The organism is Methanocalculus alkaliphilus (genome assembly GCF_024170505.1).
In the GTDB taxonomy this organism is placed as follows: Archaea; Halobacteriota; Methanomicrobia; order Methanomicrobiales; family Methanocorpusculaceae; genus Methanocalculus; species Methanocalculus alkaliphilus.
The window spans coordinates 48,906-65,305 of record NZ_JALJYG010000009.1 but is presented as its reverse complement, the minus strand read 5'-3'; the positions used below and the strand labels follow the sequence as shown (position 1 = coordinate 65,305).

The 16,400-nt window shown below is 57.6% G+C and carries 23 protein-coding genes and 2 tRNA genes; 3 read left to right on the top strand and 22 right to left on the bottom strand.

Annotated elements, in window-relative coordinates; translation table 11 throughout:
- Positions 1-17: 17 nt before the first annotated feature.
- The 8 genes from J2T58_RS07625 to htpX all read right to left on the bottom strand — a co-directional run bounded on the left by J2T58_RS07625 (position 18) and on the right by htpX (position 4,330).
- The gene (locus J2T58_RS07625) at positions 18-260 is read right to left on the bottom strand and encodes an ATP-binding protein (protein WP_253488519.1); all 243 of its coding nucleotides are present in this window, start codon (positions 258-260) and stop codon (positions 18-20) included.
- A gap of 262 nt (positions 261-522) precedes the next feature.
- Positions 523-684 (bottom strand): hypothetical protein, encoded by a 162-nt coding sequence (locus J2T58_RS07620; protein WP_253488518.1) that lies wholly within the window; start codon positions 682-684, stop codon positions 523-525.
- 710 nt (positions 685-1,394) lie between these two features.
- Complete coding sequence (locus J2T58_RS11110) at positions 1,395-1,517, bottom strand: hypothetical protein (RefSeq protein ID WP_301287507.1); 123 nt, start codon at positions 1,515-1,517, stop codon at positions 1,395-1,397.
- 178 nt (positions 1,518-1,695) lie between these two features.
- Positions 1,696-1,884, bottom strand: coding sequence for an SH3 domain-containing protein (locus J2T58_RS07615; protein ID WP_253488517.1), 189 nt, complete (start codon positions 1,882-1,884; stop codon positions 1,696-1,698).
- Between the two features lie 301 nt (positions 1,885-2,185).
- Positions 2,186-2,259: transfer RNA gene (locus J2T58_RS07610), tRNA-Val, on the bottom strand.
- A 73-nt stretch (positions 2,260-2,332) separates the two neighbouring features.
- Positions 2,333-3,259 carry a cache domain-containing protein gene (locus J2T58_RS07605; RefSeq protein ID WP_253488516.1) on the bottom strand — a complete coding sequence of 309 codons (927 nt, stop codon included), beginning with the start codon at positions 3,257-3,259 and terminating at the stop codon, positions 2,333-2,335.
- Positions 3,260-3,313: 54 nt separating this feature from the next.
- Positions 3,314-3,384, bottom strand: a tRNA-Gly gene (locus J2T58_RS07600).
- Positions 3,385-3,451: 67 nt separating this feature from the next.
- On the bottom strand, positions 3,452-4,330 hold the full coding sequence (htpX, locus tag J2T58_RS07595) for a zinc metalloprotease HtpX (RefSeq protein WP_253488515.1): 879 nt from the start codon (positions 4,328-4,330) through the stop codon (positions 3,452-3,454).
- 96 nt (positions 4,331-4,426) lie between these two features.
- Here htpX and J2T58_RS07590 point away from each other — a divergent pair, with 96 nt between their 5' ends.
- Positions 4,427-5,194: a sulfide-dependent adenosine diphosphate thiazole synthase gene (locus tag J2T58_RS07590; RefSeq protein WP_253488514.1), complete on the top strand. Its 768-nt coding sequence runs from the start codon at positions 4,427-4,429 to the stop codon at positions 5,192-5,194.
- Positions 5,195-5,205: 11 nt separating this feature from the next.
- Entirely contained in the window at positions 5,206-5,850 is a 645-nt protein-coding gene (locus J2T58_RS07585) for a putative phosphothreonine lyase domain-containing protein (RefSeq protein WP_253488513.1), read from the top strand.
- Between the two features lie 22 nt (positions 5,851-5,872).
- Here the strand turns inward: J2T58_RS07585 and J2T58_RS07580 are convergent, their stop codons facing one another.
- The 10 genes from J2T58_RS07580 to J2T58_RS07535 are packed head-to-tail and all read right to left on the bottom strand — an operon-like array spanning position 5,873 to position 11,570.
- Complete coding sequence (locus J2T58_RS07580) at positions 5,873-6,019, bottom strand: 50S ribosomal protein L40e (protein ID WP_253488512.1); 147 nt, start codon at positions 6,017-6,019, stop codon at positions 5,873-5,875.
- A 57-nt stretch (positions 6,020-6,076) separates the two neighbouring features.
- Positions 6,077-6,622, bottom strand: coding sequence for an RdgB/HAM1 family non-canonical purine NTP pyrophosphatase (rdgB, locus tag J2T58_RS07575; RefSeq protein ID WP_253488538.1), 546 nt, complete (start codon positions 6,620-6,622; stop codon positions 6,077-6,079).
- A complete protein-coding gene (locus J2T58_RS07570; protein ID WP_253488511.1) occupies positions 6,619-8,187 on the bottom strand; it encodes a bifunctional N(6)-L-threonylcarbamoyladenine synthase/serine/threonine protein kinase in 1,569 nt (522 codons plus the stop codon). The genes rdgB and J2T58_RS07570 overlap by 4 nt, the downstream gene beginning before the upstream one ends.
- Before the next feature lie 6 nt (positions 8,188-8,193).
- A complete protein-coding gene (locus J2T58_RS07565; RefSeq protein WP_253488510.1) occupies positions 8,194-8,346 on the bottom strand; it encodes a 30S ribosomal protein S27ae in 153 nt (50 codons plus the stop codon).
- A 3-nt stretch (positions 8,347-8,349) separates the two neighbouring features.
- Positions 8,350-8,643, bottom strand: coding sequence for a 30S ribosomal protein S24e (locus J2T58_RS07560; protein WP_253488509.1), 294 nt, complete (start codon positions 8,641-8,643; stop codon positions 8,350-8,352).
- A gap of 28 nt (positions 8,644-8,671) precedes the next feature.
- Complete coding sequence (locus J2T58_RS07555) at positions 8,672-9,175, bottom strand: GTP-dependent dephospho-CoA kinase family protein (protein ID WP_253488508.1); 504 nt, start codon at positions 9,173-9,175, stop codon at positions 8,672-8,674.
- Entirely contained in the window at positions 9,175-9,381 is a 207-nt protein-coding gene (spt4, locus tag J2T58_RS07550) for a transcription elongation factor subunit Spt4 (RefSeq protein WP_253488507.1), read from the bottom strand. The genes J2T58_RS07555 and spt4 overlap by 1 nt, the downstream gene beginning before the upstream one ends.
- A complete protein-coding gene (locus tag J2T58_RS07545) occupies positions 9,368-9,949 on the bottom strand; it encodes a DNA-directed RNA polymerase (RefSeq protein WP_253488506.1) in 582 nt (193 codons plus the stop codon). Before J2T58_RS07545 ends, spt4 begins: the two co-directional genes overlap by 14 nt.
- An 8-nt stretch (positions 9,950-9,957) precedes the next feature.
- Positions 9,958-10,371, bottom strand: a complete 414-nt coding sequence (locus tag J2T58_RS07540; RefSeq protein WP_253488505.1) for a type II toxin-antitoxin system VapC family toxin — start codon at positions 10,369-10,371, stop codon at positions 9,958-9,960.
- Entirely contained in the window at positions 10,335-11,570 is a 1,236-nt protein-coding gene (locus J2T58_RS07535; protein WP_253488504.1) for a translation initiation factor IF-2 subunit gamma, read from the bottom strand. Before J2T58_RS07535 ends, J2T58_RS07540 begins: the two co-directional genes overlap by 37 nt.
- 181 nt (positions 11,571-11,751) lie before the next feature.
- Here J2T58_RS07535 and nikR point away from each other — a divergent pair, with 181 nt between their 5' ends.
- Positions 11,752-12,174: a nickel-responsive transcriptional regulator NikR gene (nikR, locus tag J2T58_RS07530; RefSeq protein ID WP_253488503.1), complete on the top strand. Its 423-nt coding sequence runs from the start codon at positions 11,752-11,754 to the stop codon at positions 12,172-12,174.
- Positions 12,175-12,178: 4 nt separating this feature from the next.
- Here the strand turns inward: nikR and J2T58_RS07525 are convergent, their stop codons facing one another.
- Genes J2T58_RS07525 through J2T58_RS07510 form a run of 4 tightly spaced genes read right to left on the bottom strand, consistent with a single transcriptional unit; the run spans position 12,179 to position 16,397 of the window.
- Positions 12,179-12,466 carry a DUF2098 domain-containing protein gene (locus J2T58_RS07525; protein WP_253488502.1) on the bottom strand — a complete coding sequence of 96 codons (288 nt, stop codon included), beginning with the start codon at positions 12,464-12,466 and terminating at the stop codon, positions 12,179-12,181.
- Between the two features lie 36 nt (positions 12,467-12,502).
- Entirely contained in the window at positions 12,503-13,480 is a 978-nt protein-coding gene (locus tag J2T58_RS07520) for a histone deacetylase family protein (protein WP_253488501.1), read from the bottom strand.
- A 10-nt stretch (positions 13,481-13,490) separates the two neighbouring features.
- A complete protein-coding gene (gene glmS / locus J2T58_RS07515; protein WP_253488500.1) occupies positions 13,491-15,233 on the bottom strand; it encodes a glutamine--fructose-6-phosphate transaminase (isomerizing) in 1,743 nt (580 codons plus the stop codon).
- Entirely contained in the window at positions 15,234-16,397 is a 1,164-nt protein-coding gene (locus J2T58_RS07510; protein ID WP_253488499.1) for a sugar phosphate nucleotidyltransferase, read from the bottom strand.
- Between the last annotated feature and the right edge of the window lie 3 nt (positions 16,398-16,400).

Here is a 16,400-nt window from a genome sequence, read left to right as displayed (position 1 = left end):
GAGAAGTCCGGGTCAGGTTAGCATACCGGATATTCTGAGGAATCAGGAACCAGAAACAGATCCCCCGGTCGGATCACCACCCGCACCACTCCAGGCAGGGAGATCAGCCCCCCGTGACTCTTCTTCATATCCATGATGATAAACGGTCGTTCACCCCGCCGCAACTGTTCAACCTGGGAGCCCACAAAGTAACTTTTCCCGCTGCCAGTCGGACCCGGTATCAGCCGATGAATCGGCCGGGAGAGATCAGAGAGATCCATATTAGATCCCCCACACGCTCATACCATCCAGACGAGCCGCCCAAGTAGAAAGAGGCCCAACCTCTCTATGATCTTCTTCTTCCAGCGCCGCCGCCTTCTCCTTCCCCTTCTCAGCCTAACCTTTTACCGCAATTAGTGTAGGAGTAAAGGCCAGCGCCAGCCCCCCGACACCAAGAGCCAGAGCGATCCGAGGATCATCCGGGATCTCTCCATCTGGCATATAGTACCAGAGCGCCGTATTAGGCCCCGGCAACTCTTTGCCCTAAAGGTATCCTTCGGACGTTTTGATCCCAATATCGATCAGCGCTATAAGCGGATGATCCACCCTATCCCCGCCATCAGAAACCTTTTCTTCCTCCTCCTCGATGAAATCCCCGTCTATGATAAGATCCGCCGTTATATCGGTTTTATTCAAACCTTCCATCTTCGATCACCTCCACGTTTACGGTATAGCGTTCTAAGCTGATCACCATCGAGGCCCGGCCCGTCTCCGCAAACCGAGCCCGGAGGCCAGAATCATCATAATCCTTTCAATGATCTTTACCCCCCGGAGAGGAAGATCGATCCCGCCGAACATCAGGCCCACCCCAAAGACCCCGGAGAACGCCGAGGAACAGTAGCAGCAACCGCCCGCTTTATCTCCTCCTCATCAGATCGAGCCCTTAAGATCGAATAGATAGCCCCAGCCAGCCCGGCAACGAACACCACGGCAAGAACCGCCATAACAAAGGATCCAGAGGTTTTTATCGCCGGAACCGCCCCCTAAGAGGCCACAGAGGATCCCCTCGCCGGAGTCTCTGGTAATGGATCCGATCCCCGATCCACAGGAGAAACCGAGAAACCAGCCGGAGGATCGGAGGAAGAAAAAGGAGCCACACTATCAGCAACAGAAACAGGATCCCCGTCGCTATTGTATCCATTATTGTTATCGCATTTTGATCCATTAGAACCGCCCTTTATCAATTCTATCCGATATTTACCGCATACCGGACACTTTATTTCTCCCCGCTATGTTTTTGTGCTGCCATTCATGCGAGCACGTAAGACGCCGCACCGGCCCGGATTCTACTTAAGGAGAAGTCAAAGGAGAAAATAGGGAGAAGAGGAGAAAAAGAAAGAGTAAATCCGGAGAAATCAGATCTCCCGGAGAGATCTACGAAGCCCGATAAACGCAGTTATCAGATAGAACCCGAACCGCCGCCCCCGGATAGCAAACAGGATCGCCTTTTCAGACCGGGAGATATACCACACGCCCACACGCCGATCCGCTTGATCAACAGGGATAAGCGTTTTTTGATATTCGTCCAGATAGACCGGAAGATCCCTGGCCTGGCCGTAATCAGCCAGGTCCAGATAAGACGGAGGCAGGCCAGGAACATGGATCCTTACCTGACTCTTATCCCCAGCCGCAAAGCCGAACCCTCACAGGGAACGATCACGCCTGCATCCCACACCCCCCGGAGCCCCCACAATCGGCCATCTCATCAGGAGCAACCAGCTGATCCCACTCCGGAATATACACCTCACCCGGATCCACGCTATCAGCAGACGACATGCAGCATCGATCCACAGGAACCAGCCCTTCACGGCCGGATCCTGCTCCTCTCCACCACCTTAGAGACATCTGTCATTTGTCCACTGAGCCGCTTATCTTAGTGTACGTATATGTACGCTCATGTACGTACAGGAGAAAGAGAATGACAAATAAGCCTAAAAAACAAAAATAACCTATTCCTGAACGAATTAGAAAAAGGATCTCTCTCACCATAGATCCAGATCACCATGCTTTCATCAAGGAAAAAGGCTTTAAAGCTTCCCGATTCTTAGATCACGCGCTATATGCCCTTAAAACGACATCCGACAAGAAAACGATACTAATAAGCGACATTATGAGCCCGAATTTACAAACGGACGACAAAAAGGCATGGACTCGTCGTGATTCGAACACGAGATCTCCGCCGTGTGAAGGCGGCGTCATAACCAGCTAGACCACGAGTCCCTCTTCCTGTATCTATTCTCCACCCTGACGTATAACCCTTTTCAAACAAAGAAGGGGGAATACCTCCCTTCCATCATGCCGGAATCGGGGTATACTCCCCCGTCACCTCACTCAGGTACACCCCGGACCCGAGCCACCAGTCATCATCCACCGCCATCACATACCCGATCTTCAGCTCATCGCGGTTCCCTTCCTCAGGATTTGGCCAGATGAAGACGACGAACCCGCCACCATCCCGGGCCGTCGTCGCAAGGCTCTCGATCATCCGCATCCCATACTGGTCCTCGCGGTCGATGAGGTTTGACCCGATCAGCTCCGGCAGATGGGGGTGGGCGACCAGCGTCCCATCGTACTGGTAGGCATAGAGGTAGTGGCCGTCGCCTGTTACGAACCGGCCGGCGGGATCAGAGATGGCCGCACGGGCCGCCCCGGTCCCTTCATGCTCAGCATAGGCGGCCCCGTCCTCGACCAGTGCCACCATATCCCGGATCACCGGGGGATAGCCCTCGCCCTGGGTGATATCGGCAAGAGCAACCCCGGATCCGATCCACCATCCTTCGCCTGCGGAAAGGACATAGCCGAGCTTCAGCTCATAGGTTGAGAAGGCCGCCTCATCGATCCCGGCATCCCCTGGCCGTGGATAAAGGTACGTGATATAGCCGCCTCCCGCCTGTGCAACATCAGATCCGATCCGGATCACCGGGAGCCCCCGGCTGTCCGTCCACCCGGAGCGATTCAGCCCGACGCTCGCCTCCTCATACGGGTGGGCAAGGAGGATACAGTCGTCATCATAGGCATAGACATACCGTCCATCATACGTGAACGCACCATCCCGCCTCCCGAATTCGGCAAGAGCCGCATCCTTCCCGTTCATCTCCGCATAGGAGGCGGCAGCAAGGAGATACTCCCGAAGTTCTCCGGCTTCCCCCCTCTCCTCCTCTGCGACACACCCGCAGGCAAGGATCAGAAGAAGGCAGATACCATAGCACCAGTATTTCATCAGCAGATTTGTACTATGCGATGATAAAAACCAATCGAAATGCTCAGAAGAAGATGCATCGACCGGGAATTGAACCCGGGCTATTGGCTTGGAAGGCCAAAGTCATACCACTAGACCATCGATGCGATGCTCTTTACTATTATCCCCGAAGAGATTTAAGGATTACGAATCTGCTTCAGAAAAGAAGGGGGGTTAGTATCCCCGGATCTCTTCCTGGACCTTCTCAAGCTCAGCGATCCGCTTCTCAAGGGGCGGATGGGTCGAGAAGAGCTCCATCAGTGACTTGCCGGTGAGTGCAGGGATGATGAAGAAGGCGTTTGCCCCCTCCACCTCATGCTTCTTCTCCGCAGGCACCGAATCCATCCGGTTGCTGATCTTCATCAGCGCACTCTGGAGTGCCCGTGGATTATTCGTGATATAGGCTGCACCCCGGTCGGCTGTGAACTCACGGTACCGTGAAAGTGTCCGGATCAGGAGGGTCGCCGCCACATAGACGAGGATCGCAACGATCCAGGCGATCATCCAGGGATTGCCTTCCCGCCGGTCAAAGAGGGAGGCAAAGAGTGCGTTCTGCACAATCAACGCTGCCGCCATCGCAAGGAAACTTGCGATCGTCATCGACATCATATCCCGATTCTTGATATGTGCCAGTTCATGAGCAAGAACTCCCTCCAGCTCTTCCTTCGTCAGGATCCGCATGATCGAGTCGGTGACCGCGACGACACCATCCTTTGGATTCCTCCCGGTTGCAAAGGCATTTGGAACCGGGGACTGCATAATCGCAATCCTCGGCTTGGGGAGGTCTGCGATTGCACAGAGCCGTTCAACCATCCGGTGCAGCTCAGGGTACTCATCCTCTTCCACCACACGGGCACCGGTACTCATCAGCACCAGTCTGGCGGAGAAGAAGTACTGGCCAAACGCCATCACAAAGGCGATGGCGACCAGAAGGTGGAACGAAAATCCCAAAATCGCCTGAAGTGCGGCAAGGAAGACGAGGTAGACGAGGAGGAGCAGAAACCACGTAAACATTATCCTCGTGGTGAGGCCATAGTCGCGCTTCCATTCCATACGTTAATCTTTGTTCTTTCGAACTCATAATACCTGCGAACGAAGATCGCGATACTATTAGTAGGATAAACACCACTATATCGGGTGAGGAATCAGATGAAACTTGACGAAGTGACCATCAGCAGGGCGATCCTGCAGACCCATGCAGCGATCTTCTCCGACTACCTGGATCTCGATATCGCCATCGTCGGGGGAGGTCCCTCCGGCCTGGTCTGTGCCGCCCTGGCAGCAGGAGAAGGAAAGAAGGTCGCCGTCATCGAGAAGAAGCTCTCCGTCGGCGGCGGGATGTGGGGCGGCGGCATGACCTTCCCCCGGATCGTCGTCCAGGAGGAGGGCAAACGGCTCCTCGATCACTTCGGGATCCGATCGACTCTTTTTGAGCCCGGCTATTATGTCGCATCATCCGTTGAGTCCGTTGCAAAACTGACAGCAGCAGCCTGTGATGCCGGGGCAGAGTTCTTCAATCTCACCTCGGTTGAGGATGTCGTCATCAAGGGGGACGGCAGGGTCTCGGGCCTCGTCATCACCTCCACCCCGGTCGAGATGACCGGCCTCCATGTCGATCCCCTTACCCTCTCGGCGAAGGTGACCATCGACGCAACCGGCCATGACGCCGTCGTCGCCCACTGCATCAAGAAGAAGAAAGGGGAGATCACCATCCATGGCGAGAGCTTCATGTGGGCTGAGCGGGCGGAGACGAACATCCTCGACCACACCCGTGAGATCTTCCCCGGCGTCATCGCCTGTGGTATGGCCGCAAACGCCGTCGCAGGTGAAGCACGGATGGGGGCGGTCTTTGGCGGGATGCTCCTCTCGGGTGAGAAGGCGGCACAGATCGCACAGGATCAGCTCAACACGATCTAAGAGGTGGTTCAATGGAGGAGACCGAATCACTCGCCGGGATCGCCTTTGGCATCTTCACCATCTTTTTTGGCAAGAGGCTGGAGGCGAAGAATACTCCCCTCTTTGATCTCATCCACCGCCCCGATGATCTCAGAACCGCCTGCGAAGAAGCACTCGCCTCATTCGAGGGGGAATACCCGCCGCTTGCAGAGGCGATCAGGAGCGACCCCGGGGATGCAGACGCCATCGCCGCCCTCTACCGTGAAGGCGAAGGAATCCTCCCGTCACGTACGGTCAGGATGCACTGGATCATCCAGGATGCGCCCGGCAGCCATCCCGAGGCGGTCAATGCCGAAGCTGCCGGGAAATGGCTCATCTTCCTTGAAAAAGATCAGGCCGATCCCATCTGGGAGCAGATCCGGGATGCGACATGGGTCGGGGATCTCGGTATCTCCGCCAAGGTCAGCACCGCAAAGCCAAATCCCCAGTCCCGCGATGACCGTCTCGTCATCTATGTCTATACCAGTAACTGGGAAGATACCGACGAGGTGATGCGGGTGCGGGAGAAGGTCCGTGACTTTGGGATCACCGATCGGATCGGGTATAAACGGAACATCGAGACCTTCGCCGGAGAGTACAGCTCGGTCGGGAAGAGGGTCACGTATTATAACGCGTAAAAAAAATTGAGTGAGCGGTCGGTTATGCCTTCCGTTCCTTGTTCTTCGTTCTAAGCTGGTTGGAACCGCATTTCCTGCAGGTTGTTGCCCGGATAGCGTTCCGTGAGCTGCATTTCATGCAGACCTTGACATTGAGTAATCGTGCTTCAGCTTCTGGAAACCGTGCCATAGTAAACACCACGAGATTGCGTTCTTATTAGTGGACGCCAAAACGTCTTAACCATTGTTATATTCCTGATACAAACCAGTCCCGAAATGCCGCAAGTGCCCGGCCGCGATGGGAGACGAGGCTCTTCTCCGCCATCGGCATCTCGGCAAGTGCCCGGCCATCATAGGAGAAGATGGGATCATACCCAAACCCGCCTTCTCCACGGGGTGTCCCGAGGACCGTTCCATCGATCCTCCCGGTGAAGACCCGGACCCCCTCCTCTGATGCATAGGCGATGGCCGTCTCAAAATATGCGGATCGGTCCACCTGATCCTCCATCAGCTTCAGGATACCGGGATTGCCGATCGTCTTCATCACATACGCCGCCGTCGCCCCGGGGAACCCGTTGAGGGCGGCGATGAAGAACCCGGTATCATCAACGATGAGGGGCCGGCCGATCAGATCCCAGGCTGCCTCTGCCTTCTGCCGGGCGACCGTTCCGACATCCTCATCCCGGATCTCGGGGAGTTCGCGATCGAGATGTTCGATCTCAGCGATACCGGAGAAGAAGGAGGCGACCTCATCGACCTTATGCCGGTTGCCGGTCACGACGGTGATCTTCAGAGGTACCGCCCCCGGAGCTCGATCTCATGCTCCCGTTCCACCACATCATCGGCATGGGGGAATGTCTCCCGGTATCCACTGAGGAACGCTGCCTTCAGATCCTCGGCATCCGGCATCGTGCTCTCAAGCGTCTGGAAGAAGACATGGAGATCAACGCCGCGTGCCTCGATCTCGCCGGTGATCTGGCCAAGGCCAAAGTCGATCAGCACAATCTCCCCATCGCGGAGGATCATATTGCTCGTCGTCAGGTCGCCGTGGACGATCCCTGCCGTATGCAGCTTCCCGACCGCCGTTCCAGCCTTCTCTGCAGTGGCCTGGTCAAGGACGTACTTCAGCTCTGATCCGATCACCTTCTCCATGGTGATCGAATCTGCCGTCAGATCACGGATCACCGGGGTCGCAACCCCGGCACGCCGTGCAGCAGAGAGGATCCTCGCCTCGGCACGGGTACGCTCCCGGATCAGCATCGCGTCAAGACGGGGGTGGCGGTATCCCTTCTTCAGGCGCCGCTTCACCACATCGTCCCCGGAGAGATCAACCTCTGCCTCGGCTCCACGGACGGTATCGCCGTCCCGTGCACCGGCAAAGATCGATCCGGTATCGCTGCGCCACCCGACTTCCACCTGATCGGACCGGAATCCGGGATTCACCCGCGACTCGCTGATCGGGATCGTCTGGCCGCTTGCCAGCATCACCCTCCCGGTGTAGGCGATCATCGCGCCGTTGTCGCCCATGTACTTCCGCTCGGGGACGGCGAAGGCCGCTCCACGCTCCTCGCACATCGCGGCGAGCATCTCCTGCATCCTGGCATTGACCCCGACCCCGCCGACGAGGATCACCTCGTCCTTGCCGGTATGGGCAAGGGCACGCTCCGTCACCTCGACGCACATCGCAAACGAGGTCTCCTGGAGGCTGTAGCAGACATCGGGGAGGGGGGCATCCGCCTCCTTTGCAGCAGAGATGAGACCGGAAAACGCCAGATCCATCCCTTTGACGGTATAGGGGAGGGGGATATACGACCCCTCCTTCGCAAACTCCTCGATGGCCGGCCCTCCCGGGTGGGGGAGGTCGTGATACCGTGCGAACTTATCCAGGCCATTCCCGATCCCGATATCCAGCGTCTCCCCAAAGATCCGGTACCTCCCGTTGAGATAGCCGAGGACCTGGGTATTGGCGCCGCTTGCATAGAGGACGATCGGATCGGTATAGCCGGTTGCAAACCTCCCGATCTCGATATGCGCGACACAGTGGTTGACGCCGATCAGCGGAACATCCAGAGAGAGGGCGAGCGATCGGGCGGCGGTCGCAACCGTCCTGAGACAGGGGCCAAGCCCCGGTCCCTGTGAGAAGGCGACCCCGGTGATCTCACCAGCATCGGCAAGGGCATCCGCGATGACCTCCTTCATAACCGATGCATGATGCTGCGCGGCCTCACGGGGGTGAATACCGCCATGAGGTGGAATATATGGAGATGATCTCAGTGAGATAAGATCATCATCAAAAACAGCGGCACTGAGGTTCCATGCTGTCCCTTCAATCCCCAGTACCTGCCCGATGCGAGGCATGTATTGTTACTTCTTAAATTCGGTAAAACCGCATTTTCCACATGCCTGACGGTCGGCATGCTCGGCAAGGAAGACGCCGGGTCCGCAGCGTGGGCAGTGGCGCTTTCCTGCGACTGCCTTCTCACCTTCGATGGAGTAGAGCTTGTAACGTGCTACCATCCCTTACTCCTCCGCTTCTGCCTTCGGCTGGCCACGGTTGATCAGATATGAACGCTCGGTCCGGTCACGTGCCTCGACGGTATCATAGATACGTGCATTCCCGGCTGCATCACCGGATCCAAACCGTGTTCTGACGGGGTCAAGGACCATCGTCTCTTCCTTTGCATTGAGAAGTGCGGCAATCTTCCCGATGATCTGTTTCCTTGAAGGGGTTGCGCCCTCATAGGTCATGGTGAACTCCACTTCTTTGCGGTAGAGGAGCTCGTTCCTTGTATCGTTTGTGATAGTGATCTCCATCGGTATCCCAGAACTATTGACATGGTAGTTATTTAAAAGTGGCGTTAACCTCGACGAAGAAGGTGAGGAGCTTCCTCGCCTCCATCCGGGCCTCTTCATCGACGACCCGCATGACGACCCCTTCATTCGGCTGGCCGTAGAGGATGACCGTCCCATCGGAGGCAGCCAGGACGAGGGGGATCACGGCGAGATCCTCCTCACCATCGACGAAGACGAGAGCCGGTGTATCAGAGACGGCATCCTGAAGCCCGGAGATGAGCTCGTCTGTGATCATTCCTGCAGGATTGGCGACGTTGATCGTCCGCGCCCCTGCATACAGCGGCGTCTTCAGAAACGGTGACCGCATCGTGTACCCGTCGATGATCGCAATATCGGGGTAGATGCCGCGCGAGAGGAGCGAGTCGGTGACGACATCCCCGACGGTGCAGACTGTTCGCCCGGAGAGGTGGGGGATCACCTCGTCGATGGTTGCAAAAAGTATTCCAAAAGGCCTCTTGAAGAGGTCGCGGAACTCATCGGGAAGCCTGAGCATCAACGAACCTTCAATGCATACCTTCCTGGAAGGTCGATATTCATCCTCTCTGCGATCGCGGATCGCTTCGGGTCGATGATGATCAGGTATCCCTGCCAGTCTGTGGAGAGGCTGCTGTCACCACAGATGATGCATGCCTCCTTATCTGCGTCAAGAACCCGGTGGCACTTCCGGCAGACATGATCGACCTTCTTACGTGCGGCCATGGTCTGTCTTCTCCGAAAGCTCTTTCTGGTGTTCGTCCTCAAGCCATTGCGCGGATCCAAGGCCTGCCTGCCGCATCGTCAGGCCGATCTTACTTTCACGCGGCTCCCGCTCGTTGAGGGATAATGCGACGATCCGTGCCCTGACGGTGTCGCCGACACCGATCGTCCGGTTCGTCTGCTGGCAGACGAGGCGGGAGTTCTTCTCATCATGGCTGATATAGTCATCTGAGATCTGGCTGACGTGGAGCATCGCATCGATGGGGCCGAGGCTCACAAAAGCGCCAAACCCGGTCGTCTCGACGACGAGCCCCTCAAGGATCTCCTGGAGGGCGATCCGCAGCGCAATCGCCTCGAAGGTTGTATCAAAGTAGACGGACCCGTCACCCGGGATGATCTCCCCCTCACCGATCTGGTCGATTGCGGTGACGGCGATGAAGATCCCAAGATCCTTGTCGATACTCCCTTCGAGCTGCTCCTGAAGGACATCAAGGAGGACGACCCTGAGATCCTCTCCCAGGCGGTGGGCAGGAACACGAACCTTATCGTTCAGTTTCAGTTTGTAATACATAGGCTCTCCTACTTTCTGATGAGTTCCAATCGTTTCTGGTTTCGTAATACTATAACAGGAACCCCCTCTTCAAAGAGGCGTTCCTTTAACTCTCGGTCGTTTGTCAGTACCGGGCAGGAGAGCTCTCCTGCATGGAGGGAGATGATCGCATCGGCCGGCACCTCTTCATCCCGTTTCGGGAGGATTCTGCACCGGGAGGCGAGCGTGAGGCCGAAACGTGCCGCCGCTGCCGACTTCCCCCTTCCCTGTGCAAGCCCGTGCAGCTCACTCACCACCTCGGCCGGAACGACCGGCTCAAATGCCCCGACGATCTCAAGGAGGCCGGAGAAGATATCAACACCGGATCGCGACGGGATGAGGAGTGCATTTGTATCCAGCAGAATCACTACTCGGTGAGGATTCCCATCCCGATCAGTCGCCATCGTCCACCCACCTGCCGCGAGATGGCGATACGGGATCCAAGCTCGGCACAGACGGGACGCTTCAGGATGACATCGACGATATCCTTCTTCGCCCCGGTGACGATACCGACCGTCACCGCCGTCCCGACGGAGAGCATCAGCGGCTCCTTATGCTTCAGCGGCTCGATCACCTGCTCGGAGCTGGCACCGACGACCCGCTCCATCAGGGTGACCTTAAACTTCATCTTCTCCCAGACAGGGGGGAGTGCATCCGGATGGCCTGCCACCTGGCCGACGAGGGTATCGCTCTTTGTGATCGCCGGATCGAGCTTGGTTGCAATCCCGGTCAGGCCGCCTGGTGTTGCGACGCTGATCTTCTTCACACCCATATGCATCGAGGTGATCCTGGTGCGGATCGGCTCCCAGATGGTCCTGTTCTCGATGGTATGCTGTCGCCCGGGCCGGATCTCGATATCATCGCCATCGCGGAGGATACCTCTGATGAGCGACCCGCCGATGACACCGCCCCGGATATCCTTCCACCCGACACCCGGCTTGTTGATATCAAACGAGCGCGCGAGGAGAAGAAGCGGCGATGCATCGGGGTCACGATCCATCTCCGGGATCGTCTCATCGAGGGCACCGATGAGGGCTGAGAAGTTGATCCCCTTCTGGGCGGAGACCGGAACAATCGGTGCATTCTCTGCAACGGTTCCCTTGACGAACTTCTTGATCTGCTTATAGTTCTCAAGTGCCGCCTGCTGGGTGACGACATCGATCTTGTTCTGGACGATGATGATCCTGGTGATCCCGGTCAGTTCAAGGGCCATCAGGTGCTCTTTCGTCTGGGGCTGCGGGCATGGCTCGTTCGCCGCGATGACGAGCATCGCACCATCCATGATCGCAGAACCCGAGAGCATCGTTGCCATCAGGGTCTCGTGGCCCGGAGCATCCACAAACGAGATCGACCGGAACGGCTCTGCCTTTCCTCCGCAGGAGCGGCAGGTGCCATCTGCCGAATAGATCTCCGGCCCTTCACAGTTCTCGCATTTATAAAACGTCGCATCGGCGTACCCGAGACGGATCGAGATCCCCCGTTTTAACTCTTCACTGTGGCGATCGGTCCATGTGCCGGTCACCCCGGAGACGAGCGTCGTTTTTCCGTGGTCGACGTGGCCGACGACGCCTATATTTATCGTTGGTATTGTTGGATCATGCAAAGAAATTCAAACCTCCCTAGCCTATATAATCGTTCTTCTCATAGATAATATCTCAGTGTGTCCGCGGGGGGGAGGGATGCCGCCCACCGGTCTGCCACTACATACATTGTATGTCATATACTCCCTGTTTTTTCCGAAATTGTAATAACCCATCAGGCAGTAGATACTTTAAGGAAGGTCTATGACTGGAGATTCAGAATTATCACGTATTGGAATATCACTTCCAAAGAACCTCCTTGACAGGTTCGATGACATCATCGGTGTACGCGGGTACTCATCACGGTCCGAGGGGATCAGGGATGCCATCAGGAGCTACATCACCTACTACCAGTGGATGAGTGACGTCAAGGGTGAACGGCAGGGTGTCATCACCATCGTCTATGAACACGAACACCGTGGCCTCATCCAGACACTCACCGAGATCCAGCACGACTATATGAGCCTCATCCAGGCATCGCTCCATTCCCATGTCACCCATGACCGCTGCCTTGAGGTGATCCTGGTCAGGGGGGATGCAGGAGAGATCAAAGCCGTTGCAGAACGCCTGATGTCACAGAAAGGGGTTGAGTCGGTGAAACTGACGACGATCCCGATAAACAGGTAAGGGGTTATCCCCCTCCCTCACAGCTCCCATCGACATTGAGCCAGGCGCTCTCCGCGGCAACCTTCTCGCGGATCCTCTCTTCAGTGATCGCCTCTCGCGCGTCGGTGGGGGCTTTCTTCGCTTTTCCATCCCTTATTATGACCGGGACAAGGAGATCGAGACGATAGAGGAGATCTGTCGTATCGATGAGGCCAAATTTCCGGCCACCAATCTCTTCGATCCTGATGATCGTCCCGACTGTCCCGGTCGGGCCGTACCGGACCGCCTGGCCGGGCATGATAGCATCTGCCATACCCGCATTGTTAGTACCAAAGTCAATAAACCTTTGCTACATCTGCACCCGTTTGAGAAGTTCTCCTATCCGCCTGGTACTTGATCGCACCTCTCCGATATCAGGAATCCTGACGGGATCCCCCTTCAGCGCAGAGAAGATGGCATCGAGGGATCTCCCCATCGAAGGCCCGTACCCCCCTTCGAGGATGAGGGCAGTCGGGATGTCGAGGGCATCGGTCACAAGACGGGTCAGCACCCCGTAATCCTCAGGAACGAGATGCATCTCAGCGAGGGGATCATCGTCAAGTGCATCCTGGCCTGCCGAGATGATCAGGGCATCAGGCCGGAACCGCTGAATCGCAGGGATGAAGATCTCCGAGATGATGTGACGGAAATCGGTGATCGTCCCCCCCGGATGAATCGGTGCATTGAGGGTGTACCCCCGCCCCGGCCCCTCCCCGATCTCATCGATCCACCCGGTCCGGGGGAAGCTGTTACTCTGGTGGATCGAGAGGAAGAGGGCACGGTCACTCCGGTAGAAGGCCTTCTGGGTGCCGTTGCCATGATGGACATCCCAGTCGAGGATCGCGACCCGGTCCATCGTCGTCAGGATGGAGGCGGCGGCTATCGCGGCATTATTGAAGAGGCAGAACCCCATCGCCCTGTCCGGTTCGGCATGGTGGCCCGGAGGCCGGACGAGCGCAAACGGCCGCTCCCCATCAAGGGCGCGTTCTGCCGCATTGATTGATGATCCGGCGGCATATGAGGCGACTTCAAACGAGCGTGAGGTGACATAGGTATCGGGATCGATGAACCTAACACCCCCAAACTCCGAGAACTGCCGGATCATCCGGACATGCTCGGGCGTATGGATCAGCCGGAGCTCCTCTTCGGATGCAGCAACCGGCTGGCAGACGGCAACCCCCGGCGGGATTCCCCCCCCGGTCCTGCTGAGCCGGGGTGCCGCCTCGGGGTGCTTCTCGATATGATGGAGCGAGAAGATATCCCCCATGATGGCACAGACACCGGACATTCTCCCTCACCTACTCTACCGTGACACTCTTTGCAAGGTTTCGTGGCTTGTCGATATCGCGGCCGAGTGCATCAGCGGTCTCATAGGCGAGCCGCTGGAGGAGGACCGAGACGGTGGCGACGGCTGTCAGTTCGGGGGTCTTTGGAAGCCCGATGAAGATATCGGCAAGCTCCACAAGCTCGATATCCCCGGCGATCCCAACAGCGATCACCGGTGCACCCCTCGCCTTGATCTCCTTGATATTTGAGAGCATCACCGGGTACGCGGCACCCGGGATGGCGATGGCGATGACCGGGGTCTCACCGGAGAGGAGGGCAAAGGGGCCGTGCTTCAGCTCCCCGGCAGCATACCCCTCGGCATGGATATAGGAGATCTCCTTCATCTTCAGTGCACCCTCAAGTGCCGCCGGGTAGAAGAGCCCCCGGCCGATGTAGAAGAGCGAGGATGCCGATCTGCAGAGCTCAACGGCTTCGGTGATCGGGATCGTCAGGATCTCCTCGATACTGACATTAACCCGTCTGTTCTCTTCTGCGTGGCTGTCATCGGTGAGGGCATCCGTGATCCCGAGGCCGGCGGCGAGCTGGGCGATAAATGATTTCGTTGCGGCGACGCTCATCTCAGGTCCTGCCCGGAGATGGATGGTCGCATCCGTCATCCGTGTTATCGTTGATCCGACGACATTGGTGACGGCAACCGTTCTGCATCCCCTGCTCTGCGCCATCTTCAGGGCGGCGAGTGTGTCTGCCGTCTCCCCGGACTGGGATATCCCGATGACCGTCCCCGAGAGGGGTGGGGGATAGTACTTGAACTCGGATCCCTGCTCCACCCGCACCGCCATGCCACAGGACATCTCAAGGAGGTACTTGTAGAGGAGCCCCGCATGATAGGAGGATCCGCAGGCGACGATGGTGAGCCGGTCCCGGCCTCTGAGGAGATCAAGTGCATCCGGGGACTCCCGGACCGCCTGGAGGGTGTTGTAGAAGACCTGGGGCTGCTCGAAGATCTCCTTCTGCATGTAATGGGGGAAGCCGCCGAGGCGTGCATCCTCGATATCCCAGTCCACCTCGGTGATCTCCCGCTCCACCGGCATACCACCGTTCCGTATCCGGTACCCGCTCCTGGTCAGTTCAACGCAGTCCCCGTCTTCGAGGTAGATGACCCGCCGTGTATGCTCGACGAGCGGGGTGACATCGGATGCGGTGAGGAGTTCGCGATCCCCAATCCCGATGACGAGCGGGCTTGCCATCCGGGCGGCGACGATCCGATCCTCCCCTTCGGCAAGAAGGAGGATGGCAAAGGATCCCGTGAGGAGGGGGAGGATCTCCTCCAGTGTTGTAAGAAGATCGCCATTGTACCGCTCCTCGAGAAGATGGGCGATCACCTCGGTATCGGTCTCGGATCTGAACGAATGGCCCCGGTCGATCAGTTCACGCCGAAGCTCCGCATAGTTTTCGATGATCCCGTTATGGACGACGGCGATCCGTTCGGCACAGTCGAGGTGGGGGTGGGCGTTGCGATCACTGGGCTCTCCATGCGTCGCCCACCGGGTATGGCCGATCCCGATACTCCCCTTCAGGCTGACACGTGATCTGCCTGCGTCGGATATCCGGCCGCTCTTCTTGGCGATGGTGATCATCGTATCCAGTGTGGCGACCCCGAACGAATCATATCCCCGGTACTCGAGGCGCTTGAGCCCTTCGGTGACGATAGCCTCTGCCGGACGGCGGCCGATGTATCCGACGATTCCACACATTCATATCACCCGTGACCCATCCGGGATCTCTCCGTCGAGCCGTCTGCCGGACCGGACGGTGCTGTTGTTCCCGATGATACAGGCATTGAGGACGACCGATGATCCGATGGTGACGTTATCGCCGAGGATGGCACCAAACCTTCCCCGATGGAAGACCTTTGCCTCGCCTTCACCCAGGCCGAAGTACCCTTCACCGGTGATGGTGGAGAGGTGATCTCCGATACTGCAGCCATCCCCGATGGTGGTATCGGCGATCCTGCTGTGCGATCCGATCCGGACATCATCCATGATGATACTGCTCTTCAGATAGGAGAACGGCTCGATGACGGTGCGATCCCCGATACTGACATCCGGGCCGATGACGACATTGGGGCCGATGGTCGTATCCTCCCCTATCCTGACCGGACCGGTGATGACGGTGCCGGGGCCGATGCTGCTCCGCGGTCCGATGGAGACCTTCCCGGTGATGGTGGCAAGACGGCTGATCGTCCCGCTCCTCCCCGGTGTGGTGAGCCTGAGGAGATGGTTGTTCTGGGAGATGAGATCCCATGCATGGATCGCATCGCCCCACTCTCCCCCTTCGATCGCCCGGATCGGCACCTTCTCTGCAATGAGCCGGTTGAGGAGCTCGGGGAGCTCACGTTCCTGGATGGATCTGATCACCTCCGGGGTGAAGAGGTAGAGGCCGCTGCTGACAAGGGCGATCCCCTTCTCCTCCGGCTTCTCGACAAATGAGGTGACAAGGCCGTTATTGACCGTCACGACCCCGTAATGGACAGGAGAGATGGACGGGGTGACACGGATGGCGTTCTCCTTCCCCTGCATCATCAGGACGGATGCGGTATCGATGTAGTTGTCACCTGAGAGGACGAGGGTGGTGTCATGTATCTTTGGCATGGCACAGGCGAGTGCATGGGCGCTGCCGAGCTGCCGTTCCTGAACGACGACGTTTACTTCATGGTCAAGGGTATTGAGATGCCGGATCACCTGCTCCTTTCTGTATCCGACGACGACGGTGATGTCACGGACCCCTGCCTCAAGGAGGGCATCGATGACGTAATCGATGATCGGCCGGTTGCCGACCGGTATCAGTGCTTTTGGACGGTTCTTTGTGAGGGGGCGGAGCCGCCACCCCTCCCCGCCTGCCAGAATTACTGCCTGCATCTC